The sequence below is a fragment of the Phytohabitans sp. LZ39 genome (genome assembly GCF_059359075.1).
The window spans coordinates 164,291-189,975 of record NZ_JCADBM010000022.1; the positions used below are offsets into that span (position 1 = coordinate 164,291).

Here is a 25,685-nt window from a genome sequence, read left to right on the forward strand (position 1 = left end):
AGTCACCCCTTAACCGCGCCGGACGTCAGGCCCGAGACGATACGACGCTGGAAGAACAGCACGAACAAAATGATCGGAATGGTGATGACGACGGCGGCCGCGGAGATCGACCCGGTCGGGTCTTCGAACTGCGAGTCGCCGGTGAAGAACGACAGCGCCACCGGCACCGTGCGGGAGCGCTCGGTGGAGGTGAGCGAGATGGCGAAGAGGAAGTCGTTCCAGCAGAAGATGAACGCGAGGATCGCGGTGGTGAACACCCCCGGCGCGGCCAGCGGCGCGATCACCTTGCGAAACGCCTCACCCTGCGTGGCACCGTCCATCTTGGCCGCCTTCTCCAGGTCCCACGGGATCTGCTTGAAGAACGCCGACAGCGTGTAGATGGTCAGCGGCAGCGCGAACGTGATGTACGGGAGGATGAGCCCGGGCCAGGTGTCGAACAGGCCCAGCCGCCGCTCGATGTCGAAGAGCGGCGAGACGAGTGACACCTGGGGAAACATCGCGATCAGCAGCGATACGCCAACCAGGGCGCCCTTGCCGGGAAAGTCGAGCCGGGCGATCGCGTACGCGGCCATCGTGCCGAGGGTCACCGCGATGAGCGTGGATATCAGCGCGATGCCGATCGAGTTGATGAGCGCGCGCACGAACTGGTCGGTCTGGAAGATGGTCTTGTAGTTGTCGAGCGTCCACTCACGCGGGATAAAGTTGCCGTCGGTGAGGGTGGCCGTCGTCTTGAACGACAGCGACATGATCCACAGCACGGGGATGAGGGCGAAGACCACCACGATGACGTCGAGCAGTCCCCAGCGCCACTTGACTCCACGTGACTCCATCAGCGCCTCCCCTCGTCGCTGCTACCGGGTGCCGCCGTGCCGAAGAGCTTCACGAAGATGAACGCGATGATCGCCACGGTCAGGAAGATGAGCACCGACATCGTGGAGCCGATGCCGAGGTTGAGCCCCTTGATGAGGTTGTTGTAGGCGAGCATCGACACCGACGAGGTCTCGTTGGCGCCCGCGGTCAGCACGTAGATGTTGTCGAACACCCGGAACGCGTCGAGCGTGCGGAAGAGCAGCGCGACCAGGATGGCCGGCTTCATCACCGGCAGCATCACCTTGATGAAACGCTGCCACGCCGTCGCGCCGTCCATCGACGCGGCCTTCAGCAGATCCTCGGGTACCAGCGCGAGGCCGGCCATCAGCAGCAGCGCCATGAACGGTGTGGTCTTCCAGATCTCGGCCAGCATGATGATGGCCAGGGAGCTGGCCCGCTCGGTGAGTGGCGCGCTGTCGCTGAAGAGGTTGGCCAGGTAGCCGGTGCCGGGTGTCCACGCGTATCGCCAGGAGAACGCGGCCACGACCGTGACGATGCCGTACGGGATCAGCGCGGACGTGCGCACGATGCCCCGGCCGACCAGGGTGCGGTGCATGATGACGGCCAGCCCCATGCCGAGCACCAGCTCGATCACGACCGTCACGATCGTGATCAGCATGGTCACGCCGAACGCGGTCCACCAGTACTGGTTGCTCAGCACGGTCACGTAGTTGGACAGCCCGACGAACTCGCGCTCGTCCGGAAACTTCAGGTCGTACCGCTGAAGCGAGAGCCACACCGAGTACAGGATCGGGTAGCCGGCCACGGCGAGCATCACGATCGCGGCGGGCGCGCAGAGCAGCCAGCCCAGCCGGCGCTCGGCCCGCTTGCCTTCGGAGAGGCGCGCCTTTTCCGCCTTGCTCAGCGGCTTTTCCTCGGCCCGGTGCTTGGCTGTCGTGGCGGGCGCGCTCATGGCAGGACCCCCTTCGACTCGAGAGCGTCCTGTATGGACCCGCGCAGCTCCTTCGCGGTCTGCTCGGGGTTGATCGAGGCGGGCGGCGACAGCGTCGCCGACATCACCGTCGAGATGTTCTGGTACGCCGGGGAGAGCGGCCGCGTCGCCGGGTCCCGAAGCTCCTCCAGGATCGTGTCCTTCATCGGGTACGTCTCCGCCATCTCCGGGTCGGCGTAGAGGCTCTCGATCGTCGGTGGCACGCCGTCGTTGATCGCGGAGAACTTCTGGTGCTCGGCGTTGCGCAGGCACAGCGCCGCGTCGAACGCCTCCTCGGGATGCTTGGAGTACTTGGAGACCGCGAGGTTGTAGCCACCGATGGTGACCTTGCTCGGTGTGCCCGCGTCGACGCCCGGGTAGCGCGCCCACCGCACCTTGGCGGCGAGGTCCGGGGCGCCCTCCTGCATGGCCGGGTACACGAACGGCCAGTTGAGCTGGAACGCCGCGTTGCCGCCCTGGAACTGCAACCGGGCATCGTCCTCAATGGAGTTCGTGAACGAGGGGCTCGTCACCCCGGCGGAGGCGAACTTCTGGAGGATCTCCAGCCCGCGCACCGCGCCCTGGTCGAAGACGGCCTCGGTGCCCTCGTCGTTGAGGATGTGGCCGCCGGCGCTGGCGACGATCGTGTTGTAGAGGACGACGAGGCCCTCGTACTGGGCGCCCATGGTGATGACCTCGTACGGCTTGCCCTGCCCCTTGAGGTCCAGCGACTGCTGGATCATCTCGTCCCACGTTCGCGGCGGCTGCTGCACCAGGTCGGTGCGGTACCACAGCAGCTGCACGTTGGTGTTCTTCGGCGCCGCGTAGAGCTTGTCCTCGTACTCGGCGCTGGCCAACGGACCGGCCAGCGTGCCCTGCTCGGCCTGCGCCTTGTTGTCGCCGGTCCACTCCAGGATCCAGTCGGCGCTCGCGAACTCCTGGGTCCACGTGATGTCCAGGCCCAGCACGTCCATGCCGCTGTCTTCGGCGGCGAGCCGGCGCACCATCTGCACGCGCTGGTCGTCGGCGCCGCGCGGCAGCACCTGGTAGCTGATCCGGTAGCGGTTGGCCGCCTCGGCGTTGCAGTCGTCGACGACCTTCTGAAGGTTTTGCTCGGGTGCGTAGTACAGGTTGATGGTGGGTGTGCCGCTCTCGCCGCCGCCGCACGCGGCTAACGGCGAGAGCAGGGCCATCGCGGCCGCGGCGGCCCCTACCCGTGCCGTCCGTCTCGTCTTCCGCACCGGCCTCGCCTCCCTCCGGTCGGGCGCCGGAGGGCGCGGCGCGCCCGCAGGATCCCTGCGTGGCGCGAGCGCGTCGGCGTCGACGCGTGATCTGAAACCCCCGGCTGGTCGTCGCGTCGCGCGAGCGCGACACGACGACCAGCCTCAAGAGGATCGTTTGTGCGCCCCTTCTCCCCCGTCCGCACGGACATCAAACCTGGCGAGGTTCACTATAGGATCAAGCACAAGATATCGGTGCAAAACTGGGCAGGCTCACCAGCGTCGATGGCTAAAAGTGCACGAACGGCCGCTGTCCGGAGGGCGAATCCCGTCGGTACGGTCAGACGGCCGGGTCGCCGCCGAAGCCGATCCTCCCCATTAGACGGTCCGGAGGGCGGGATCGTGGAAGAGACAATCGTGCGGCCTGTGGCGATCACGTTCGACGTGCGTGGGCTGCCGCCGCTGAAAACCGAGGCGCTGTCCATCTTCTCCGCCGGCCACCGCCAGGCCCGCCGGGTGCGCGCGCTGCTGGAGGCCGCCTGCGCGGCCGCGCAACGCACCGGCTGGACCGCGCTGGCCGTCCCGGTCGCGCTGGACGTGGTGCTGCGCCGCCCACCCGGCCACCACAGCGGCGACGCGACGAACTTCCTCGGCGGGATCGGCGACGTGCTCCAGGACAAACGCCGCTCGGCGAGCGTGAGCCTGGCCCACCTGGGCGTGCTCGTCGACGTGGCGCTCTACGTCGACGACCGGCAGATCCGCCAGCTCTCCTACCGCGAGGAACACGCCGACGAGCCGTCGTACACGGTGCGCGTCTCGGCGCTCGGCCCGTGATCTGACGCTAGGTCGAGGCGCGGAGGCGGCCGCCATGGTCCGCGCACACGGTGGCGAACCGCTCGGCGGCGGCGATGACGTCCGGGACCTCGCGCTTGTACGTGCTCAGCTCCACCACGAGCTGCTTGTGCCGCGCGCCGACGTCGCGAATGCGCACGCGGTCGTGCCTGATCTCGTCCCACGGACCCTTGTCACGCTCGTCGCGGAGCTGCTTCTGGCAGGCGGTGGCGTCCTTGCGCCGGTCGAAGTCGGCCAGGACCCACACCGCCGCACTGCTGGCCTCACCGGCGGCCTGCGGATCTCCATGCACCGGCGCGCCGGCGACCTCCGCCCCGGCGGACAGCCGCGCGGTGCCGTCGACGAGGACCCTGAGCTCCCAGCATTCCTCCCACTCGCCGGTGAAGTAGGAGGTCAGGAACGGGTCGACGCCGCCGGAGACCACGCCGGCCTCGACGCCGGCGGCGGACAGGACCTCGCCGAAGAACGCCGGTCCTGAAATCGGCAGGGGTGCCGTCCGGAGGCGTCCGTGGGTCAGGAGCAGCTGGACGATGTCGCCGGAGCGCTCCACGATCGGGTACCAGACGTGATAGGAAGGCGCGCTACTCACCGGGCTCCTTGAAGTTGGGTCCGACGTCCTTGTCGTACGAGCCAGCGCTCTTGTTGAGGTAGGCCTGGAGGATCTCCACGGTGCTCTCCCGCCCCTTGAAGTGATACCAGTCGAACCGCTCCGACTGGTTGGTGTTCTTCCCGTCGCTGTTCCAGTGCCGGAACACCTCGGGTTTGTGCTCGACGCTTGGCTCGGTCTTACCCTTCAGCGGCACGATCGTGCCCGGGACGGCCTCCCAATGTGTCGCGGTGGCCCAGTCGGCCGCGACCACGAAGCTGTTGGTCCGGCGGTCCTTGAGGCGCAGGAGCGGCGTGACCCGATCCTTGATGATCTGCTGCGTGGCGGTGCGGTCCCCGGAGCGGTAGAGGCGCCGCCGGATCATCTGCGCACCCTGGTACTTGGGCCGGAGGATCCGCACGCCGTTTTCGATGATGGTGTACTTCGTCTCGCCCGGTGGGTACGTGCGGGAGGTCTTGCGCGGGTTGATCTCCGCCACCGCGCGGAACTCGCCGCCCCCGCGGTCTTCGAGGTACAGCCTGGTCAGCTTGTGTTTGCGTCGGATCCGGCCGAGCTGCCGCGCGATGACCGAGCGGCTGGGCGTGTCGCCGGCGAGCGCCTCGACCTCGGCCAGCGCGGCATCGAGCGCCTTGAGCTTGTCGGCGGCGCTGCGCTTGTCCTCGCGCCTGGGTGGCCGCCTGCGCCGCCGGTCGGGGTCCTTGCGGTCCGGCCGGCGCCGGGCCCGCCGTGGCGGCCGGTCGGGCCTGGGCTTCTTCGGCTTCTTCGGCTTCTTCCGGTCGAGCTGGCGCTTGAGCTTGGCCCACAGCCGCTTGACCAAGCCGATGATCTTGTTGATCGCCCAGTCGACCGCGCGCTGTACCGGCCGGGACAGGGTTTGGAAGATCTTCTTGACCCTGTCCGCGATGCCGCCGATCCCCAGCAGCGCGGCCAGGAAGCCGATCAGCACCGGGATCGACCTGGCCAGGGCCCGCTCGACGAGGGCCGGCGCGCCACCACCCGCGCCGCGCGCGATGGCGATCACCGCGTCCAGCACCGCGTTGACGAAGTCGATGATCTGGCGGGCGCGCTGGACGATGAACGTGACGATGTCGATGATCAGCTTGACCGCGCGGACGAACGCCGACGCCGGGTTGAGCAGCGACAACACCCAGGTGATACCGGCGATGATGATCGTCGGTACCAGGTACTCGATGATCTTTGAGATCAGCGTGCGCTTGAGGTCGCCGACCCGGGCCTTGATCTCGTCCCACAGGCCGCCGACACCTTCCCGCTTGACCTTCGTGACCAGCGGAACCGCCGACTCGGCCGCGACGACCGCCTGCACCGGTACCCGCCGCACGATGCGCGCCCGGAGCGACGCCCAGCTCAGGCCGAGCAGCGTGGCGATCAGCAGCAGGATGCCCCGGGCGTCGAACCTGGCCGGCAGCTGGAGCCCGGCCCGCGCGGAGACGCCCAGCAGCCAGGACAGGATGCCGGTCTGTAGGTGGGTGCGGATGTTGCGGATGAAGTTGCGGAGCCCCGCGCCCACCGCCCGCACCAGGTTGCCCAGGAAGCCGATCGGGTCGCGCAGGATCGCCATGATCGCCTGCCCGGCCTTGGCCAGCACGCCCAGCAGCAGGTTCTTCAGCTCGATGATGGTGTCGATGACGCCCTTGACCGCGTCCACGGCCTTCGCGACGAGCCCCTTGTTCTTCTCCTTCTCGGCGGCGATCTCCTCGTCGACGCTCTTGAGCGCCTCGGTGTACTTCTCGGCCAGCGTGTCGACGAGCTCCGTGCCCTTGTCGTCGACGGACTGCCGCAGGTCGTCGAACTTCTCGCTGAAGTCGGCGGCCGCCTCCTGGCCGATCGCGCGCAGGTCGGCGGGGAGCCGGCGCACCTCGGCCTGGAGATCGGCACGGCCCTTGGCGATGCGCCGCTTGGCGCGGGTCAGCTCGCCGGCGATGGTGTCGGCGATGCGGGAGATGACCTTCCGCATCTCGGCGACGTAGTTGTCCCGGGCCACGACGTAGACCTGGTTGGCCTCCTCGGGCAACCCGGCGAACAGGTCGCGTACCCACCGCGCCTTGCCGGTCAAGCCGCCGTAGCGCCGGTCCTTGTACTCGGACATGCGCCGCTTGTGCTCGGCGGTGAACGCGTCGCGGGCGTCCTTCTCCTCGCGGGTGAACTGGTCGTCGACCTTCTTGTCGAGCCCGGACAGGATGTCCTCGACGTCCTTCTTGGTCGCGTCGAAGACCCGCTGGAGCGTCGCCGTCACCTGCGCCCGCTTGTCCTCGTCGCGCCCCTTCGCGCCGGTCTTGCCCGCGCCCACCTTCCGGCCGGTCGTGACCCGCGTGCCGGTGATGTCGCGCATCGCGTCGGTGCCGGTGCCCTGCGCGTCCGCCTTGGCGCCGGCGAGCGTCTTGGCCTCGTGGGCCCGCATCCGCGCCTGGGCCCGCGGCGCTTCGCGCTCGGCGGCCTTCTTCTCGCCCAGCGCTTTGACGAACCGCGGCTCGTTGGACTTGGCCAGCTGCGGCTCGGTCACCTGCGCGGCGGCCATCTGGTCGTTGATCTCGCGCGGGCCGTCCGAGGTGTCGGTCGCCGACGGCGGCAGCTTGTCGGGCACCGCGTTGGCCGCGTGGGGTGTGCCGGGCACGCCCGGCGGCCGGTCCGCGGTCAACGGCACGACCGTCTTCTCCACCGCTTTCGAGGTATCCGGTGGCGCCGCCGTCGTGGTGGCGATCTCCTCGGCCGACTGCGCCTTGCCCTCGCCGACGCGCCCCTGCACCTCGGCCTTGGCCTCGGCCGGCTTGTCCGAGTCACCGAACTTGTCGGCCTCGTCGAGGTTCTTCGGCGCGCGCTTGGCGATCGCCTCCTCGACCGCGCGGATGAACGCCGCCTTGTCGAACTCCTTCGGCTGCGCGGCGTCCATCTTCTCCGCGTTGGCCGCCTTGCCCTGCGCTTCCTTGTCGTCCGCGGGCGGCTGGGCGGCACCCTGCGCGTTGGTGGCCTCGGCCCGCGCCGGTGGGTGGCTCGTCGCGACCGCCCGCTTCTTCGCGCCGACGTCCTTCTTCAGCGCCTGGAACTTCGGATCCCGGTCCGGGCCCAGCCGCCGCCTTGCCCCGGCCGCCTCCTCCCGCACCTGCTTCTGGCCGCGCCCCGGCTCAGCCACCGCGGGCGCGCCGGCCCCCAGCGCGGCCGCGGGCTTCTTGTCCTTCGGTGCGGCCGCGGGCTCCGCGCCAGCACCCGGCTTGGCGGCGCGCGCCCCGGCCTGAGCCGCGGTCGCGCTCCCGGGCACCGTGCCGGACGCGGCCGCAGTCGCCGAGCCCGCGCCGCCGGTGGCCGTGGTCGCGGGTGGCATGGGCGTCGTGCCGAGCAGGCTGGCCGCCGTCGCGCCGTTGCCGGCCGTGCGCTGCGCCTGCGACACCAACGGCGCGGCCACGGTCAGCGGCAGGCCCGAAACACCCGGAAGGGCACTCGCGGGCACCGCCGCGAGGCTGGCTGCGACGGCGGCGTTGCCCGCCCGCGCCCGATCCGGACCGGCGGTCGTCATCGGCGCGGGCCGGGTGTCCGCCGCCGGACCGGCAGCCGGCACCGTCCGCGGCGCCGGCGTCACAGCGGGCGCCAGCGGCGGGAGCGTCACGGTCCTCACCGGCGGAGGCATCCGTGCCACCGTAGGCACCCAGCTGGCCCGGTCGCGCCGATGAAAACCCTAGGGTCTCGGCTGTGGTGCGGCAGGCGCGTCCGCCGGCCGCACCTAGGTAACGCGGCGTAAGCGGGCCGGGTGGTGGGCCTTCAGATCTAGGACGTTTAGGGTTGAAATAGCGCCCTAACTCTCCTAGATCTCGAATCTCGCGCCGCTCGCGCCGCCGCGGTGGTTACTCGCGGCGACGAGACCCCTGTTGCTTTCCCGGATCGCCGATCCGGGAACAGGCATTGTGGACCGCCGCCCTGGCGCGGGCTCAAGCCACCCGCCCCCTTTCTCCCCGCAGGCTTGCGCGTAGGGGTGAGCGTGACCAGCGGCGGATGGGTGAAGCCGCGGGAAATGCACCCCAAGAAAACGCTCCGCTGCGCTCCACGTTTCCCCGGGGCCCCGCGCAGCGGTCTGGACCACGACGGACGTCGCGGTAGCTCAAATCTCTGTCTGAATAGGGGTCCAGGTCGATGCCACCCCGACTCCGAAAGGTCACTGGACCGGGGGTTGGCTGGTGTAGACGGTCGGGTCGCCCTGGACGATCCAGACCTCCGGTGTGTTGATCGGCAGGAACGAGCGGTCGCCGCCCGGCTCGCGGGTGTCTGGCACCGAGTCCCCGGCGGGCAGGTGCATGATGAAGTTGACCGGCTGGGTGTCCTGGACGAGTGGGATGTCGTACTCGGCCCAGCCGCCCTCGACGCGGGTCCATGGCCACGGGTTGTCCCAGGCGATCTGGCCGAGCGTCGCCGGGTCGACGGCGTCGCCCCACATGTGCAGGCCCCAGCCCGTTTGCTGGTCGCCGTAGTCGCCGGCCGGGCGGAAGTAGTGCAGCGTCGCGACCGTCGCTTGTGGACCGGCGGCGCGTACGCGGCGCACCGGGCTGGTCGCCGTGGTGCCGTCCGGCTCGCGCACCGTGGCCCGGTACTCGATGGGGGTGTCGGACGCGAGATCGGCCGGGAGCGCGTCGAAGACGGTGTAGGCCGGTGAGCTGGCGTCGCTGCCGATCGGGGTCCAGGCGCCGGCGGCGACGCGGCGCTCGAAGGAGACGGTGTGGGTGGCGCGTTCCGGGTCGACGACCGCGCGGACCTCGACCGTGCCACGGACACGGCTGCCTTCGCTCGGCGCCTCGATCGACACCAGCGGGGTCGGCACGGACGCGGCGCGTGACGCGCTCGTCGCGGTGTGGCCGCGGTTGTCGAGGACCACGGCCTTGTACCGCACCGGAGTGCCCGCGCGCAGGCCGCTCACGTCGTGGAACACCTGGTACGGCGGGTTGTCGTCGACGCCGACCGGGCGCCACGAGCCGTTGCCGACCTGCGCGTAGAAGGAGACCTCGTAGAACGAGGAGCCGGCCACGCCGGCGGTGACGTGGATGCGGCCGCGGGCGCCCTCGGCCGCCGTGGCGCCGGTGATGCTCACCGCGGGCGCGGCCTTGGAGCCGGGGACGCGGCCGTCGAGCGCGTAGACCACAGTGGACAGCGGGGGCACCGTGAGGGTGAGCTTGCCGTCCGATGTGGACTTGACGCGGGCCGGGCCGCCGCCGTACAGGCGGTGGAAGCCGCGCTTGGCCGCGTAGGTGGGGATCGCCGCGGTCTGCGCCTGCTCGCTGTTGTTGAGGGCCACGACGTACTCGCGCTGCTCGTGCCGGTCGAGCCGGGAGAAGGCGTAGACGCCGGGGCCGCCGGCGGCGTAGCGGTGCACCTGCGCGCCGTCGCGCAGCGCCGGGTGCGCGCGGGTCAGCGCGGCGAGCCCCCGGATCGACTGGTACAGCGGATGGCCGCTGACGAAGTTGTCCTGCGCGTGGGTGGCGGCGGTGCCGAGCAGGTCGTCGTCGAGATAGTCCGGCACCTGGCTGGCGAACATGGTCTGGCGGGCGTTCTGGTCGCCGCCCGGGCCGGTGAAGCCCTGCTCGTCGCCGTAGTAGACGACCGGGTTGCCGCGGCTGAAGTACATCAGCTCGTGCGCGAGCCGGTCGCGGCTCAGCCATTCGGCGTCGCCGGCGGCGGGGTTGTCGGCGGTGACGAAGTGGCCGATGCGGCCCATGTCATGGTTGCCGAGGAACGTGGGCAGTTGGTACACGTTGGAGTCGGCGTCGGTGTACCAGTCGTCGCCGGCGAAGAACGTGGCGAGCTGGCCGGCCGACTGGCCGCGCGAGGCGAAGCCGCGGGCCGCGTCCTGAAACGGGAAGTCGAGCACCGCCTGCATCTTGTCGGCGGTGGTGAAGTGCGACGTGAAGCTCTTGGTCGTGTCGAAGACCTCGCCGAACATGAAGAACTCGCGCTTGCCCTGAGCGCGCGCGTAGTCGAGCACCTCGGGGCCGAACTCCTGCCAGAACTCGTCGTCGACGTGCTTCATCGTGTCGATGCGGAAGCCGTCGACGCCGAAGTCGCGGATCCACGCCTTGTAGACGTCGATCATTCCGGCGACCACGCGCGGGTGCTCGGTGAAGAGGTCGTCGAGGCCGAAGAAGTCGCCGTAGTACGAGTTTTCACCGACAAACGTGGTGTCGCCGCGGTTGTGGTAGAGCGTCACGTCGTTGAGCCACGCCGGCACCTTCAGGTTTTGCTCGGCGGGGTCGAGCACCGGCGTGTACGGAAACGATGTGGTGGGGCTGAGCGGCGGGAAGGAGGCCTTGCCGGCGAAGTCGCGGTCGTCGAAGGGCGCGCCGGCGGCGGTGCGGTAGGGGACCGCGTCCTTGGACACGTAGCCGCGGCGGGCGCCGCCCTCGTATCCGATCACGTCGGCGGTGTGGTTGGTGATGATGTCGAAGTAGACCTTCATGCCCCGCTCGTGCGCGGCGTCGATCAGCGCGCGCAGGTCCGCGTTGCTGCCCAGGTGAGGGTCGATCTGGGTGAAATCGGTGATCCAGTAGCCGTGGTAGCCGGCGGACGGGCCGTCTTCGAGCTGCACGGCCTTGTTCTTGAAGCTCGGCGTCAGCCAGATCGACGTGGTGCCCAGGCCGCGGATGTAGTCGATGCGGGAGAGCAGGCCCTTGAGGTCGCCGCCGTTGTAGAAGCCCTTCTTCGTCGGGTCGAAGCCGGAGACCAGCGGGTCGGAGCCGAGCCCACCCTGGTCGTTGCTCGGGTCGCCGTTGGCGAACCGGTCGGCCATGACGAAGTAGAACGACTCGTCGGTGACCGGCGAACGCAACGAGTGCAACCCGGACAAGCCCCGGTCACCGGCCACGGCCGGGGTCGCCAGCCCGAGTGTGGCGAGGATGGCGGCGAAGGCCGCGAGGACGCGACGGACGGACATGCTGGCCCCCCACAATCGACATTGACTGCCGGCATCGTCTCCGGGGACGTTACGCCCTCGAAACTTCGGCCGGACTCACCCCTTCGTCCACTCGGGCGAAATTTTGAGCTACCGCGACCTCCGTCGTGGTCCAGACCGTCGCTCCCGCGGCCTCACCCGTCCGCCGCTGGTCGCGCCCACCCCAGGCCGCCTGCGGCGGGTTGGGTTCGGTCTTGTCCCGCGGGCCCGCCGGCCCGCGGGAGCATACGGCCGGTAACTGGCGCGGACGCGGGCAAATATGTCGCTAAAGGTTTTCGTAGGGCCGGAGCAGGTGCCGGAGCGTGCCGGCGAGGGCGTCGCGCTGGCGGCGGTCGAGCGGGTCGAGGAAGCGCTCGTCGGCGGCGAGCACCGCGCCGAGGGCGCGCTCGGCGAGGCGCTCGCCCCGCGTGGTGAGCCGCACCCGCACCGCGCGGCGGTCGGCGGCGTCCGGGGTGCGCTCGACCAGCCCGGCGGCTTCCAGCCGGTTGAGGCGGGCGGTCATCGCGCCGGACGTGATCAGTGAGGAGCGCGCCAGGTCGGTGGGGTTGGTGCCGCCGGGGTCGGCGCGGCGGCGCAGCGTGTTGATCACGTCGAAGTCGGCGAAGCTCAGGTCGAACGCGGCCAGCGCGGCCAGGATCTCGCGCTCGCAGTGCTGCGCGCACAGCAGCAGGCGGCCGACCACCTCGAGCGGGCTGGCGTCGAGCCCCGGGTCGCGCGCCGACCAGGCCGCCACGATGCGGTCGACGGAGTCGGTGGGTGTCACATGCGCCACGGTACCTTGCCGTAAAGCTTTCCGCCTAAGTATCTTTACACCAAGCTATCTAGGAGAACGGGGAGTACCGATGTCCTACGACGAAGCGTTCCTCTTCCTGCACCCGGCCGCCGACCCGAGCGCCGACCGGGTCGCCCTCGAGCACAGCGGCGGGCGCACCCTGCTCGCGTGGGCGCCCGACGTGCCGGCCGCGGCCCGCGTCGCGGCCGAGCTGGCCGACCAGGGCGTGCGGCTGATCGAGCTCTACCGTGGCTTCGACCTGGCCGGCGCCGCCCAGGTCATCGAGGCCGTAGGCGGGCGCGCGCCGGTCGGCCTGGCGGGCACCGGCCGGCCCGGTGGCCGCAGCTGGGCGACGATCTACACCGACGACAACGCCGACCCGGAGGGCGTGCACGTGGTCCAGGAGCACCGCGACGGCAGCCGCACCACGGTCGTCGGCGCGCCGGAGGCCACGATCCCGGCGGTGGCGGCCGCGCTGGTCCGCTCGGGCGTCGAGGTGGTCGAGGTGTGCGGCGGCACGCCGCTGACGACGGCCGCCCAGGTCGCCGCCGCGGTCGGCGACGCGGCGCCGGTCGGCCTCGTCACCTGGCCGTTCGAGTCGATCGACGGCGCGGTCGCGTTCAAGGCGGCGTTCGAGTCGAGCCGGCCGTGAGCCTCTTCGGCGCGGCGCTGCCCGCCTCCCGTCACCGCCTCGGCGAAACGCTCGAGGCGGCGCGGACCGCGGAGGAGCTCGGCGCCGACCTTGTCACGGTCGCCGACCACCCGTACCTGCCGGACGAGCTGGAGACGCCCGCGCTGCTCGGGCTGCTGGCCGGGCACACCGAGCGCGTGCTGCTCGCGCCCAACGTCACGCCCCTCGCCCTGCGGCCACCGGCGCTGCTCGCCAAGACGGCGGCCACACTCCAGGTGATCAGCGGCGGGCGTTTCGTGCTCGGGCTTGGCGCGGGCGGCGCGGACGAGCGCGCGGTCGGCTTCGGTGGGCGGCCGCCGAGCGTGGCCGCCCTCGACGAGGCGGTCCCGCTCATCCGCCGGCTGTGGAGCGGCGCGCCGGTCGACCACGAGGGGCCGCACTTCCGGCTGGTCCAGGCCGAGGTCGCCGCGCCGCCGCGGCCGGTGCCGATCTGGGTCGGCGCCTTCAAGCCACGGATGCTCGCGCTCACCGGCCGGCACGCCGACGGCTGGCTGCCCACCAACGCGTACCTGGACCTGGCGGACGTACCCGAGATGCAACGCCGCGTCGACCGGGCAGCGACCGACGCCGGGCGCGACCCCGCGGAGATCCGGCGCGTCTTCAACGTGATGGGCACGATCTCCGACGAGATCCCACCGCGCAACGACCGCAAGCTCAACGGGCCGGTCCAGCAATGGGTGACCGCACTGCGCGACTACCGTGCCCGGCTTCGCTTCGACTCGATCGTCTTCTGGCCCGTGCGCGGCGACGTCCGTGACCAGGTGCGCCGCTTCTTCGAAGAGGTCCGCCCTCACCTCATCTGACGGCAGGACCTAGTTGGCGGTGGCGGTGGCCAGGCCGCGGCGGCCGGGGTAGGGGATCAGGTTGTCGGGCTCGAGGGCGGACGACGTGCCGTACCTGTCGTCGCTGGCGGACAGGGACGACGACGATTCGCCGTGCAGGTAGCGGCCGTAGGAGAGCATGCCCTCGACGAGCAGGCGCACGTCCTGCTGGGGGCGTACGACGAAGCGCAGGAACTGGCTGGTCATGCCGAGCTTGTTGCCGCACTCGCGGACGAAGAGGCCGTGCCGGGACAGCAGGTAGTCGCGCAGGTCGACGCCGCTCCAGCCGGGCGGGAGCTTGACCAGCAGGAAGTTGCCCTGCGACGGGAAGACGGTCAGGCCGGGCACGCGGCCCAGCTCGTCGGCCATCGTGTACCTGTCGCGGGCGAGCAGGCGCAGGCTCTCCCGGTACTCGGTCTCGTAGTCCTGGATCATGTGGACGACGGTCTCGGCGAGCGAGTTGAGGTTCCACTTCGGCAGGACTTTCGCGATCTTGCCGGCGATCTGCGGGTTGGCCACCAGGTAGCCGAAGCGGATGCCGTGCAGGCCGAAGTTCTTGCCCAGGCTCTTGAGCACCACCACGTTGGGGCGGATGGCCGCGTCCGGCGCGATCGACGGCTGGCGTTCGGCCTCGACGAAGTCGATGAACGACTCGTCGACCACCACCAGGTCGAGGTCGGTGAGCGCGTCGACGAAGCGCAGCACCTCGCGGCGGGGCAAGAAGCCGCCGTCCGGGTTGTTGGGGTTGCAGATCACCGCCACACGGGAGCCGCGGCTGCGGATGAACGCGACGTACTCCTCCAGGTCCAGCGCGTACCCGTCGGCCTCCTGGAGCGGAAACATGTCGACCCGCTTGCCCGTCTCCAGCGGCTGGTCGGTCCAGCGGCCGAAGGTGGGGATCGGGATCGCGATGCTCTCCTTGACCATCAGGTGGTCGAGCCAGGTGATCAGCTCGGTGGAGCCGTTGGCCATCGCGACCGTCTTCTGATGCAGGCCGAGCACGCTGCACAGCTTGTTGGTGATGTCGGCGGAGTCGCTCGGGTAGTACTTGAGGATCGACTCCAGGTTTTGCGCAAGCGCGGCGAACATGTCCGGCGTGGGGAAGTACGGGTTGCAGGGGATGCAGAAGTCGACGATCGGTGTGCCATCGCCCATGCTGCGGCTGAGCGCGAAGACCGACGGGCTGTGTGCCCCGGTGCGCAGCAGACCAAGGTCGACGTTTCCGTGTCGCACGGTGCCTCCAACTGTGGGGTGTCGTGGGGCGGTACGGGCCGGCCCGTGGCGGAGTTCGATCCCACAGAAAGGCTTAAGACGGACCTAACTACTCTCCGAGCTATGGATGAGCTTGAGTTCTACCGGCGGCACAGCGCGCTGACCGACCCGGGCGCCAAGCGGCACCTCTTCGCCGGCCTGCCCGCTGACCTGCACGGGTTGCTCCAGGTCGTCGGCGGTGTGGTCATCCATCGCGACCAGACCTGGCGGTGGGGTTTCACGCTCCCGGCGGAGCGCCACGACGAGGCCAACACCCGGAGCGTGGCGGCGATCCTCGACCGGCTCGGTTCGCTCGACGAGCGCCCGCCGGAGGAGCGGTTCGCCGGCACGTGCCGCGACTTCGCGGTGCTGCTCTGCGCCATGCTGCGCGAGGTGGGCGTGCCGGCGCGGGCACGGGCGGGGTTCGCCGGCTACTTCGCCGAGGACTTCTTCGACGACCACTGGGTGGTGGAGATCTGGGCTGGCGACGGCGGCTGGCGGCTTGTCGACGCGCAGCTGGGCAGCGCGCCCAAGGGCACGTACGACGAGCGCGACGTCGACCCGTTCGACGTGTCGCGGGACGGGTTCCTGGTCGGCGGCCAGGCCTGGCAAGAGTGCCGCGCCGGGCGCCGCGACCCGGCCCAGGTGGGCGTGCGGGCCGCGGGGCTGACCGGCATGTGGGAGGTGCAGGGCAACGTGCTGCGCGACCTGGCCAGCCTCAACCGGGTGGAGATGCTGCCCTGGGACAACTGGGGCCTCATCCCGGTCCACTACGACGGCCTGGCGCCGGCCGACCTCGGCCTGCTCGACCGGGTGGCGGCGGTCAGCGCGGCCGGCGGCCCGCTGGAGCGGGCCACCGAGGCCTACGCCTGGGATCCACGCCTGCCGGCGCCGGCCGACCTCGCCGGCGACGCCGACCGTGACCAACTGTGAACCCCTCTATATAGCGAGAGTTACCTCGGTCATGGGGGAGAACCGGCGCATGGTGTCGTAGGCGCGCACGCCCACCTTGTGGACCCCGGATCCGCTGTACGGCACGTAGGACTTGGTGTTGCCGACGGTCGTGACCAGGACGTCGTCGAGGTAGACCTCGTAACCGAGGACGACGACGTCGTCCCAGGAGGGTGCCCAGCTGACCGGCAGGTACCCCTGAAGTGGGGCGGCGAGCCGCAGGTCGAGGGGTGCGGCGGGTGCGGTGGTGTCACCGTGCCCGAGGATGAAGCACGCGCCCGGGGAGGCGTTGCCCGCCGCGTCGACCGCGCGGACGCAGCGGGAGCCGTCGGCCGGCGTCAGGCTCGGCAGCGAGATGCTGGTGGAAGTCGTCGTGTAGATGGTGATCCCGCTCGAGCTGAACACCTCGTACCCCACGACCGCGGTGTCGTCCACGGACGGATCCCAGCTGAGCAGCACACCGGAGGGTGGCAGCGGGGCGCTTCGCAGCACCGGCGTGCTCGGCGGGGTGACGTCCAGCGGCGGCGGGCCGGCGCAGGGCTCGGCGTTGACCGTGCAGTTGGCCGGGTCGCCGGTGCCGCGGACGCGGAAGCCGAAGCTTGTCGAGGCGCCCGGCGCGAGGTCGCCGTTGCGGCGGAGATTCGCGAACGTGTAGTGGCCGCCGGATCGGGTCAGCCGCGCGTCCCAGGCGTCGGCCACGGAGGTGCCGTCCGGCAGGTCGAACTCGACCCGCCAGGACGTGATGGCGGCCGGCCCGGGGTTGCGCACGGTCACCTTGCCGACGTAGCCGGTGGACCACTCCCGTTGCTTGACCACGTCGGCGGTGGCCGCCCGCGCGGCCGTGGGGACGAACGCGATCGAGGCGATCCCCGCGACCACCGCCGCGGCGAGGCGGGCAGGTCGTACCAGCCGCGCATTAAATAGGCCCATGTCAATTGATGGTAGGTGCCGGCGCGGACGCCCCACCAGGGGTTGGCATTGCGTGTTGGCGCAAGGGTTTCCGGTTACGCCGCGGACAGTGCGAAGGCCAGCGCCGCCGTCGCGGTGAAGTCGATCGCCGGCTCGGAGCTGGGCCAGGCGCGGACGTCGTCGAGGTAGCGGGCGTCCGGCCGGTCGTACGCGGCGAAGCGGTTGACGCCGTCCGCGGGGCAGGCGTTGGCGCCGTCCGGGATGCCGATGAACTCGAAGTTCTCCGCGCCGTTCGGACCGTTGACGACCGCGCCGCGGGGCAGTCCGGACAGGTTGGCCACCTGGTGCTGCGGGCACTGGGGGTACGTGGTGCCGGCGCCGATCATCAGCGAGGTGCCCCACGCGTTGGCGCCGAGCGCGAAGTTGCGCTGCCGGGTGCCGAACGCGTCGTACTCCCGCGAGCCGGTCAGCCGCCGGTAGAGCTGGGCGGTCGCCGCGTACCCGAAGCTGCGGGTGGCCGCGTCGAACTGCGTGACGTCCACCGCGTGGCCGAACGGGTGCTCGGCCGCGGCGTAGACGCCGCCGTCGAGCTGGCGCCGCAGGTCGGCGAGGAGCTCACCGGCGAGCGCGTCGCCGCGCAGCAGGGGCACCAGGTCGGCGTGCGCGAGCGCGCTCGTGTCGTAGAGGTTGAGCGTGTCCCACGGCTCGGTGTCGAGGTAGGCGCGGGCCCAGCCGGCCGCCTCGCGCACCCACTGGTGGCCGCGCGGGTCGTTCAACGCGAACGCGGCGCGGGCGAGCTGGGTGGCGCCCAGCTCCATGTCGTCCTGCCACGAGTCCTCGGGGTAGTAGGCGTGCGGGAAGGCGGTCACCAGCTCGCCCACGTCGGACACCAGGGCATGGCTGTAGAGGGACGCGCCCTCGGCCAGCCAGCGCCGTGCCGCCGCCTTGTCGCCGCGCTTCGCGGACACCTGCGCGGCCAGCGCGAACGCGGCCGACACCCGCCCGGCCAGGTTGGGGCTCACCTTCGCGCCGGGCTGGTTGGCGGGGAAGACCGGGCGGTACTTGATGAACTGGTACTCGTCGCCGGGCCCGGTCTCCAGCGCGTCGTCGGCCTCGGGCAGCCGCCACACGTCGTGGTCGCCGAGGAAGCCGAACTCCTCGCTGCCGGTGCCGATGCCGACCTGCGCGTACAGGGTGCGGCCGTCCCACATCTTGTCCAGCCAGCGCAGCCCGAAGGCGGTCTCCCCGCCCAGCGTCGCCGGCCCGGTGGTCTCGCGCTGCACGTAGAGCAGCTCGGCCAGCGCGTACGCCGAGGCGTGGGTGAACTTGACGAAGTCGCCGGCGTCGAACCAGCCGCCCTCGACGTCGACCTGGCGCGCGCCGGCCCGTGGCGACAGCGGCGCCGCCGGCACGTCACCGCCGTCGCCGGTGAAGACCGGGGGCTCGTACACGGTCGCCCGCCGGTCGGTCAGGTGTGACGGCTGGCGGTCCAGCTCACCGGGTACGACGTCGGCGCCGTCCCGCTGCACCTGGAAGAAGTTGACCGTGTCGGCGAGCAGCGGGTCGAAGAGCCGCTCCGGCCGGTCCACCCGGAACACCGGCGACTGGGCGCGCACGCCGCCGGAGACCCGCAGCCGGTACGTGCCCGGTGTGCGGACCGCCGTGAGGTCGATCGGGTGCACCGCGCCGTACGCCGCGCTCCACCCGCCGGCGCTGGCCCCGATCCGTCCGCTGTGGACGGTGCGGCCGCGCCGGTCGACCACGGCGAAGCGGGCGCCCTCGGCCGGCGCGGCGGTCATCAGGTATGCCCGTTTCGCCTCGCCGACCGCGTATCCGACCTGGTCGACCCGAAGCAGGCCGGTGGCGCCCGCTGGGGCCGGCCCGGCGGTGACCGCCGGGCCGGTGAGGAGCGTGACCGCCACGACGGTGATGGCGAGGAGAGACCGGCGCATCGCACACTCCCGCGACGAAGGTAAGTTAGGTTACCTGTCTAATGGATGGCGGGCACCTCCGTCAATGCTTTCAGCAGATCCGCGAGGACCGCCAGCCCGTCCTCGCTGAGCACCGACTCGGGGTGGAACTGCACGCCCGCGAACGCCGGCCCGCGCAGCGCGTGCACCGCCCCGTCAGCCGGGTCGCGGGCCAATTCGACCGGCCCGTACGGCGTGGTCAGCGCGCCGACCGCCGATAGCGCCGTGAACGTGGAGTAGAAGCCCACCCGCCGGATTCGGCCGAAGAGGTCCACCTCGCGCTGCATGCCCTGGTACGGCGCGTCCCGGCGGTGCAGGTCGAGGCCGAGGAGCCCGCACAGCAGCTGGTGGCCGAGGCAGACCGCGAGCAGTGGCCGGCCGCTGCGCAGCCGCGCGGTCAGCACCGCGCGCATCGCGGCCATCTTCACGTCGTCGACCTCGTTCGGGTCGCCCGGCCCGGGGCCGGCGACCACGAGGTCGAAGCCCTCCAGGGAACCGGGATCGGTCCACGGCCGGCGGGTGACGTCGTGGCCGAGCCACCGCATCTGGTGGGCCAGCATGCCGGTGAACGTGTCCTCGGCGTCCACGATCAGCGCGCGCGGCGCGGATGGCGGGATCGGCGCCGGCCCGCGCTCGTCGAGCCAGAAGCGGGCCAGCCGCTCGTTGCGCGCGGCCAGCGCGGCCCGCACGTCCGGGTCGGCCGACAGCTGTACATCCGTCTCGCTGGACGAACGCGGCGCCGCGGCGGGCCGCACACCGAGCGCGGCGAGCACACCGGCGGCCTTGGTGTGCGTCTCGGCGACCTCGCCGGCGGCGGTCGAGTGGCGCACCAGCGTGGCGCCGACCGGTACCCGCAGTACCCCGTCCGGGGTGATCTCCGCGGTGCGGATGAGGATCGGCGCGTCCAGCGTCTGCCGTCCGTCCGCGTCGTGGCCGAGCAGCGCCAGCACGCCCGCGTAGTACCGCCGCCCGCGCCCCTCGTGGCGGGCGATCACCCGGAACGCGTTCTCGATCGGGCTGCCGGTGACCGTCGGCGCGAACATCGTCTCGCGCAGCACCTCCCGCACGTCCCGCGAGCCCCGCCCGGCCAGCAGGTACTCGGTGTGGGTGAGGTGGGCCATCTCCTTCAGGTACGGGCCGACGACCTGGCCGCCGTGGTCGGCGACGGTGGCCATCATCTTGAGCTCCTCGTCGAGCACCATGTAGAGCTCGTCGACCTCCTTGGGGTCGGCCAGGAACTCCAGCAGCGCCTCCCGCTCGGCCGGCCCGTCCGGGTGGCGGAACGTGCCGCTGATCGGGTTCATCATCACCAGGCCGTCCTCGACGCTGACGTGCCGCTCGGGCGTGGCGCCGACCAGCACGCGGGTGCCGGTGTACACGAGGAAGGTCCAGTACGCGCCGCGTTCGCGGGTCAGCAGCCGGCGGAACGCGGCCAGCGCGGCCGGCAGCGGCTCGTCGACGAGCGCGGTGAACGTGCGGTGGATGACGAAGTTGGCCCCCTCGCCGTGGCCGATCTCGTCACGCAGCACGGCGCCGACCGTCTCGGCGTACTCCTCGTCGGAGATGTCGAATCCGCCGTCCCGCGTGGCCGGTGGCGTGTCCGGCAGCAGCGCCAGCGTCGCCTCGAGCGGCACCTCACCGTACGAGCGGATGGCCAGGCACTCCAGGGGCGTGCCGTCGTCGACGCAGGCGAACCCACGCTCGGTGATCTGCCGGTACGGCACCAGCGCGAGCGTGGCCGGGCCGGGCCGTCCGGGCGGCAAGGGGATGTCGGCGAGCCGATCGACGGTGGTCAGGTCGCCGGTGAAGATCTCGATGTGCGCCGCGCCCTCGCGACGCAGGAGCGCGAAAGGGCGTGGGTCCGGTGCGTCGAGCAGGGTCAGAAGATCCATCCGTACATTCCTCCGGGCCGGGGACCGCCTCGGGCGGACAACCGGTGCGTCGGAATGCTCTGCGCATCGACATCACGCTGTGGCCGCCTTATGTGGCGGCCGCGTGGGTATGAGCTACGCGCGGGTGGACGGGCCGCCGGGTTGGCGGCGCCACCAGGAATTGAGGCGCGCGAGCATGGGCGAGAGCGTAACAGATACGGTGGCGGGCGATGAGCATCCTGGCGCTTGACCTCGGCACGTCGTCGGTACGCGGGCTGGTGCTCGACGACACGGCGGTCCCCCTGCCGGGCGCGCTGGCCCGCCGGTCGATGGAGGTGGCGGTCGACGACACTGGCGCGGCCACCCTCGACGCGGCGGCCTACCTGGCCGCGCTCGTCGACTGCCTCGACGAGCTGGCCGCGGCCGGGCGTCTCGACGGCGTCCGCCTGGTCGCGGCGTCGTCCCAGTGGCACTCGGTGGTGCCGCTCGACGCCGCCGGCGCGCCGCTCGGTCCGCTGGTCACCTGGCTCGACACCCGCCCCGCGCCGCCGCCGGGCGCGGCCGGGCCGGCCGACCCGGACGCGTTCCACCAGCGCACCGGCGCGTGGTGGCACCGCTTCTACTGGACGGTCAAGCTGCCCTGGCTGAGGGCGAGCTGCGGTCCGGGGCTGGCGCGGTTCGCCGGGCTGCCGGAGTTCGTGTTCGGCGCGCTGCTGGGCGACGCGCCGACGTCCGTATCCGTGGCTTCCGGCACCGGGATGCTCGACCTGGCCCGCCTCGACTGGGACGAGGAGGCGCTCGCGATCGCCGGCGCCGCCCGCGCCGAGGTGCCGCCGCTCGCGCCGGCCGGCTGGCACGGTCGGCTGCGCCCGGAGTACGCCCGCCGCTGGCCGGCCCTGGCCGAGGCGCCGTGGGCGCCGCCGACCGGCGACGGCGCCGCGTCAAACGTGGGCACCGGCTGCTTCGACCCGAGCCGTGCGGCGGTCACCGTCGGCACGTCGGCCGCGGTGCGGCTGGTGCAGCCGGTGACACCCGGCGCGCCGCTGCCCCCGCTGCCGGGATCGGTGTGGCGCTACCGGGTCGACCACGAGCGGATCGTCACCGGCGCCGCGTACTCCGCGGGCGGAAACCTCTTCGCCTGGGCCAAGCGGACGCTCCAGCTGCCCGAGGGCGACGCGCTGGAGAAGGAGCTGTCGGCGATCACGCCGGGACGGGGCGAGGTGCGCGCCGACCCGCGGCTGGGCGGCGACCGCCCGCCCGGCATGGCGCCGAGCGGGGCCGGGACGCTGTCCGGGCTCGCCTTCTCCACCACGCCCACCGAGATCTTCGCCGGGCTGATGGACGGCGTCTGCGCGATGATCGCCCGTGACCTGGCCACGCTTGAGTCCACTGTGGACCACGCTACCGAGGTGGTCCTCGGCGGTGGGGCGGTGGCCGCCCAGCCGTGGTGGCGCCGCGCCTTCCAGGTGGCGCTGGCGCCGCGGACCGTGCGCCATGTCGACAACCCGGAGGTGGGTGCCACCGGGGCCGCCATGCTGGCCGCCGGCCTCACCACTAGCCGGACGGCATCGTCCGGATGGGGGAGCCCACCTCGGCGGTAACGGCAAGATCCGGTCAGCCGCTGTATTCTTCGTGAACTTGTTGCAGGTCGCGGCGTTGACACCGACCGCGTGCCTGATTGGATGGACTCCGCTCCTCGTCAGGCCGGGTACGAGGTAAGGGGGAGGCGTGGTCTCTGCTGCCCCGGAGCCGTCCACCCGGACGGTTCCGCGACACCGTCGGCGGCTCGATGTCCGGGTTATCCCACATCGGCGGCGTTCGCGGTTTCGCGTCCGGGATTGGCGGATGCGCACCAAGCTTGGCACGGTGCTCGTCATCCCGTCGCTGGCCTTCATGGTCGTGGCCGGCGTGCAGACCAGCGCGCTGATCGGCCAGGCGACCGTGCTCGACGAGTTCGCCGACCAGGTGTCGCTCGGCCAGCAGATCACCACGCTGGTGCACGACCTACAGAGCGAGCGCGACCGCACCGCCGGAAACCTCGCCGCGCTCCAGGCCAAGAAGACCAGCGCCAGCCAGGCCACGGCTGACATCCGGCAGTACTACGTGGCGGTCGACCGCTCCGCCGCCGACTTCCGCGAGGCGGCCGACCCGCTCTCCGGCGGTGACGCGGCCTGGCGGGTCGCGTTCAACCGGGCCCGCGACGCGGTCGACGACCTGCCCACCCTGCGCGGCGCGGTGGCCAGCGGCGCGGTCAGCGCGGACACCGTGGTCGGCAACTACACCCGCACGATCGACGCGCTGCTTACCCTCCTGGCCCAGCCCTCTCCGGGCGTCGAGCGGCCCGAGCTCACCGAGATGGTGCTCCGGTACGTCGAGATCGCCCGCATCAAGGAGATCGGCTCCCGGCTGCGCGCCCGTCTCTTCGCCGCGGCCAGCGCCGGCAGGTACGGCCCCACCGACCAGGTCGAGCTCACCGACCTGCGGGCGCAGCAGCTCACCGCGCTCGCCGACTTCCGGATCGCGGCCACCAACCAGCAGATCCTGCGGTACGAGCGGGCGGCCGCGGACGCCAAGTTCGGCGCCGCGGTCGCGATGGAGCAGACCACGATCGCCACTGGCAGCGGCGACGCCAAGGTGCTCGAGCCGTTTCGCTGGTGGTCGCTGAGCCAGGACCGGCACGACCTGCTGCGCCAGGTCGAGTCCGACGTGCTCGGCGACGCGGTCGACGAGACCGGCGCGCGAAGCGCCGACCAGCTTCAGCGCACGCTGCTGGTCGCCGGCTCGGTGCTGGCCGTGCTGCTGATCGCCCTGGTCATCTCGGTGCTGATCGGCCGGTCCGTGGCCCGCTCCCTGCGCGAGCTGCGCCGCCACGCCATGCACGTCGCCCAGGAGGAGCTGCCCGACGCGATCGAGCGGCTCCGTGCCGCCGGCCACGGCATGCCGAGGATCGAGGTGCCGCCTTCCACGGTGCGGTCGATGGACGAGGTGGGCGAGGTCGCGGAGGCGTTCGTCGCCGTGCACCGCAGCGCCGTCGACCTCGCCGTCGAGCAGGCGGTCATGCGACGCAACGTCAACGCGATGTTCGTCAACCTGGCCCGCCGCAGCCAGGTGCTGGTCGAGCGGCAGCTGGAGCTGCTCGACGAGCTGGAGCGCGACGAGAGCGACCCCGACCAGCTGGGCAACCTGTTCAAGCTCGACCACCTCGCCGCTCGTATGCGCCGAAACGACGAGAGCCTGCTGGTGCTGGCCGGCACCGAGTCGAGCCGCCGCTGGAACGAGCCGGTCTCGCTGTCCGCGGTGGCGATGGCGGCCGCCGCCGAGATCGAGCAGTACCCGCGGGTGCGGCACGAGTCCGTCGACAACCTGTACGTGGTCGGTCACGCGGTCGCCGACGTCGTGCACCTGCTCGCCGAGCTGCTGGAAAACGCGACGAACTTCTCGGCGCCGTTCACCCAGGTGAAGATGACGACCCGTTCGTCGAGCGGGCGGACCGCCACCGTGGAGATCGTCGACGAGGGTCTGGGCATGAGCGACGCGGCGCTCGACGAGGCGAACGCGCTGCTCGCCGAGCCGCCCGCGGCCGACGTCGCGGCCTCGGAGCGGATGGGCCTGTTCGTGGTCAGCCACCTGGCCGCGCGGCACTCGATCCGGGTGCGGCTGGTCGCCGCCGAGCGGGGCATCATCGCCACCATCTGGCTGCCGCCGAGCCTGCTCGCGCCCGCCCCGCCGGCCCGCGCGCTGCCGGAGCCGGCCGCCCGGCCGGTGCTCGCCTCGGTCGCCGCTTCCGTGCCCGACTCGGTCAGCCGCGAGCTGCGCCTGGCCGCCGCGCCGGCGGTGGTGCCCGCGATGCCACCGCGCGTGCCGGCCACCCCGGCCACGGCCCGTCCGGCGTTGCCGGCCGCCGAGGTGGGCGCAGGCGCCCGCGCCCGCCGCGGGTTGACCCGGGCCGAAGACGTGCTCAAGTCCGCCGGTGCCACCGCGACCGAGACCGGCAGCACCTGGTGGTCGCGCCAGGGCGGCGGCCGGGCGGGCGGGCTCAACGGCGGCACCGCTCCCGTGCCGCCGGCGGCGACCGGCCCCGGTGGTCCCACCCCGCCGTCTGTGCCGATCACCGGTGGCACGATGGCCAACGGCCTGCCGATGCGGGTGCCGATGGCGCAGCTGCCGGACGTGCCTGACGCGCCGCGGCCGGCGGCGCACGTGCCGAGCGCCCGGGTGGAACCGGATCCGGAGGCGGTTGGCAGCATGCTTTCCAGGTATTACAGCGGTGTCCGCCGGGCCGAAGCGGAGGACAGCGGCGACGTCAGGGAAACGATCGACCAGGAGGCGAAACAAACGTGAGTGAGCTCAGTCAAGATGCCCGTGATCTGAGCTGGCTGGTCAGCGCGTTCGCCGATCGCACGCCGGGCGTGGCCCACGCGATCGTCGTCTCCTCCGACGGGCTGCTCGTCGCGGTCTCCGACCACCTGCCCCGCGACCACGCCGACAAGCTGGCCGCGGTGACCTCCGGTCTGATGAGCATCACCACCGGCGCGGCCCAGATGTTCGACAACGACGTGGTCAAGCAGACGGTGGTGGAGCTGGGCCGGGGCTACTTCCTGGTGATGGCGGTCCGGGACGGTTCCATCCTGGCCACCCTCGCCGCGGGTGACGCCGACATCGGCGTGGTGGGCTACGAGATGGCGCGGCTGGCCAAGCAGGCCGGCGAGATGCTCACGCCCGCGCTGCGGGCCGAGCTCCAGCAGGCGCTGCCCCGATAACCCCCGGGGGTACGGGCTCTCGACCCGCGCTCCATCCCCGCCCTCTACGCTCGGGGAAAGGACCGAGCAAAAGGGGATGGTGTCGTGGCGCGTCGTCTGTTTACGTCCGAGTCGGTCACGGAGGGCCACCCGGACAAGATCGCTGACCAGATCAGTGACGGGGTCCTGGATGCCCTGCTCGCCCAGGATCCGCGTAGCCGGGTCGCGGTCGAGACGCTGATCACGACCGGTCAGGTGCATGTGGCCGGTGAGGTCACCACCAAGGC

Annotated in this window: 19 protein-coding genes; 8 read left to right on the top strand and 11 right to left on the bottom strand. The window is 71.6% G+C overall.

The window, feature by feature from the left end:
- Window positions 1-2: 2 nt before the first annotated feature.
- The 3 genes from AC5L36_RS34405 to AC5L36_RS34415 are packed head-to-tail and all read right to left on the bottom strand — an operon-like array spanning window position 3 to window position 2,994.
- On the bottom strand, window positions 3-830 hold the full coding sequence (locus tag AC5L36_RS34405; protein ID WP_441222798.1) for a carbohydrate ABC transporter permease: 828 nt from the start codon (window positions 828-830) through the stop codon (window positions 3-5).
- Entirely contained in the window at window positions 830-1,783 is a 954-nt protein-coding gene (locus AC5L36_RS34410; protein WP_441222799.1) for a carbohydrate ABC transporter permease, read from the bottom strand. The genes AC5L36_RS34405 and AC5L36_RS34410 overlap by 1 nt, the downstream gene beginning before the upstream one ends.
- Complete coding sequence (locus AC5L36_RS34415) at window positions 1,780-2,994, bottom strand: ABC transporter substrate-binding protein (protein ID WP_441222826.1); 1,215 nt, start codon at window positions 2,992-2,994, stop codon at window positions 1,780-1,782. The genes AC5L36_RS34410 and AC5L36_RS34415 overlap by 4 nt, the downstream gene beginning before the upstream one ends.
- A 444-nt stretch (window positions 2,995-3,438) precedes the next feature.
- Here AC5L36_RS34415 and AC5L36_RS34420 point away from each other — a divergent pair, with 444 nt between their 5' ends.
- Window positions 3,439-3,855, top strand: coding sequence for a RusA family crossover junction endodeoxyribonuclease (locus AC5L36_RS34420; RefSeq protein ID WP_441222800.1), 417 nt, complete (start codon window positions 3,439-3,441; stop codon window positions 3,853-3,855).
- Window positions 3,856-3,862: 7 nt separating this feature from the next.
- Here AC5L36_RS34420 and AC5L36_RS34425 read toward each other — a convergent pair whose 3' ends face one another.
- The 4 genes from AC5L36_RS34425 to AC5L36_RS34440 form a co-directional block, all read right to left on the bottom strand.
- Window positions 3,863-4,462 (bottom strand): hypothetical protein, encoded by a 600-nt coding sequence (locus AC5L36_RS34425; protein ID WP_441222801.1) that lies wholly within the window; start codon window positions 4,460-4,462, stop codon window positions 3,863-3,865.
- Entirely contained in the window at window positions 4,455-8,120 is a 3,666-nt protein-coding gene (locus tag AC5L36_RS34430; RefSeq protein ID WP_441222802.1) for a hypothetical protein, read from the bottom strand. The genes AC5L36_RS34425 and AC5L36_RS34430 overlap by 8 nt, the downstream gene beginning before the upstream one ends.
- Before the next feature lie 522 nt (window positions 8,121-8,642).
- A complete protein-coding gene (locus AC5L36_RS34435) occupies window positions 8,643-11,405 on the bottom strand; it encodes an alpha-amylase family glycosyl hydrolase (RefSeq protein WP_441222803.1) in 2,763 nt (920 codons plus the stop codon).
- Between the two features lie 283 nt (window positions 11,406-11,688).
- Window positions 11,689-12,186 (bottom strand): MarR family winged helix-turn-helix transcriptional regulator, encoded by a 498-nt coding sequence (locus AC5L36_RS34440; RefSeq protein ID WP_441222804.1) that lies wholly within the window; start codon window positions 12,184-12,186, stop codon window positions 11,689-11,691.
- A 79-nt stretch (window positions 12,187-12,265) separates the two neighbouring features.
- Here AC5L36_RS34440 and AC5L36_RS34445 point away from each other — a divergent pair, with 79 nt between their 5' ends.
- Both AC5L36_RS34445 and AC5L36_RS34450 read left to right on the top strand, forming a co-directional pair.
- Complete coding sequence (locus AC5L36_RS34445; protein ID WP_441222805.1) at window positions 12,266-12,847, top strand: DUF6506 family protein; 582 nt, start codon at window positions 12,266-12,268, stop codon at window positions 12,845-12,847.
- Window positions 12,844-13,689: an LLM class flavin-dependent oxidoreductase gene (locus AC5L36_RS34450; RefSeq protein ID WP_441222806.1), complete on the top strand. Its 846-nt coding sequence runs from the start codon at window positions 12,844-12,846 to the stop codon at window positions 13,687-13,689. Before AC5L36_RS34445 ends, AC5L36_RS34450 begins: the two co-directional genes overlap by 4 nt.
- Window positions 13,690-13,698: 9 nt before the next feature.
- On the opposite strand, the gene AC5L36_RS34455 is transcribed toward AC5L36_RS34450, so the two are convergent.
- On the bottom strand, window positions 13,699-14,940 hold the full coding sequence (locus AC5L36_RS34455; protein WP_441222807.1) for a pyridoxal phosphate-dependent aminotransferase: 1,242 nt from the start codon (window positions 14,938-14,940) through the stop codon (window positions 13,699-13,701).
- 102 nt (window positions 14,941-15,042) lie between these two features.
- Here AC5L36_RS34455 and AC5L36_RS34460 point away from each other — a divergent pair, with 102 nt between their 5' ends.
- Complete coding sequence (locus AC5L36_RS34460; RefSeq protein ID WP_441222808.1) at window positions 15,043-15,891, top strand: transglutaminase-like domain-containing protein; 849 nt, start codon at window positions 15,043-15,045, stop codon at window positions 15,889-15,891.
- A gap of 6 nt (window positions 15,892-15,897) precedes the next feature.
- Here AC5L36_RS34460 and AC5L36_RS34465 read toward each other — a convergent pair whose 3' ends face one another.
- From AC5L36_RS34465 to AC5L36_RS34475, 3 genes are all read right to left on the bottom strand, one after another.
- Complete coding sequence (locus AC5L36_RS34465; protein ID WP_441222809.1) at window positions 15,898-16,839, bottom strand: cellulose binding domain-containing protein; 942 nt, start codon at window positions 16,837-16,839, stop codon at window positions 15,898-15,900.
- A gap of 74 nt (window positions 16,840-16,913) precedes the next feature.
- Window positions 16,914-18,770 (bottom strand): glycoside hydrolase family 9 protein, encoded by a 1,857-nt coding sequence (locus tag AC5L36_RS34470; RefSeq protein ID WP_441222810.1) that lies wholly within the window; start codon window positions 18,768-18,770, stop codon window positions 16,914-16,916.
- A 38-nt stretch (window positions 18,771-18,808) separates the two neighbouring features.
- The gene (locus AC5L36_RS34475; RefSeq protein WP_441222811.1) at window positions 18,809-20,680 is read right to left on the bottom strand and encodes a chorismate-binding protein; all 1,872 of its coding nucleotides are present in this window, start codon (window positions 20,678-20,680) and stop codon (window positions 18,809-18,811) included.
- A gap of 209 nt (window positions 20,681-20,889) precedes the next feature.
- Between AC5L36_RS34475 and AC5L36_RS34480 the strand changes: the two genes are divergently transcribed.
- The 4 genes from AC5L36_RS34480 to AC5L36_RS34495 form a co-directional block, all read left to right on the top strand.
- A complete protein-coding gene (locus AC5L36_RS34480; protein ID WP_441222812.1) occupies window positions 20,890-22,260 on the top strand; it encodes an FGGY family carbohydrate kinase in 1,371 nt (456 codons plus the stop codon).
- 244 nt (window positions 22,261-22,504) lie between these two features.
- Window positions 22,505-25,000, top strand: coding sequence for a sensor histidine kinase (locus AC5L36_RS34485; RefSeq protein WP_441222813.1), 2,496 nt, complete (start codon window positions 22,505-22,507; stop codon window positions 24,998-25,000).
- Window positions 24,997-25,419 carry a roadblock/LC7 domain-containing protein gene (locus AC5L36_RS34490; RefSeq protein WP_441222814.1) on the top strand — a complete coding sequence of 141 codons (423 nt, stop codon included), beginning with the start codon at window positions 24,997-24,999 and terminating at the stop codon, window positions 25,417-25,419. Before AC5L36_RS34485 ends, AC5L36_RS34490 begins: the two co-directional genes overlap by 4 nt.
- 84 nt (window positions 25,420-25,503) lie before the next feature.
- Window positions 25,504-25,685, top strand: a 182-nt coding sequence (locus AC5L36_RS34495; RefSeq protein WP_441222815.1) for an S-adenosylmethionine synthetase N-terminal domain-containing protein, incomplete at its 3' end; no start/stop codon positions are given.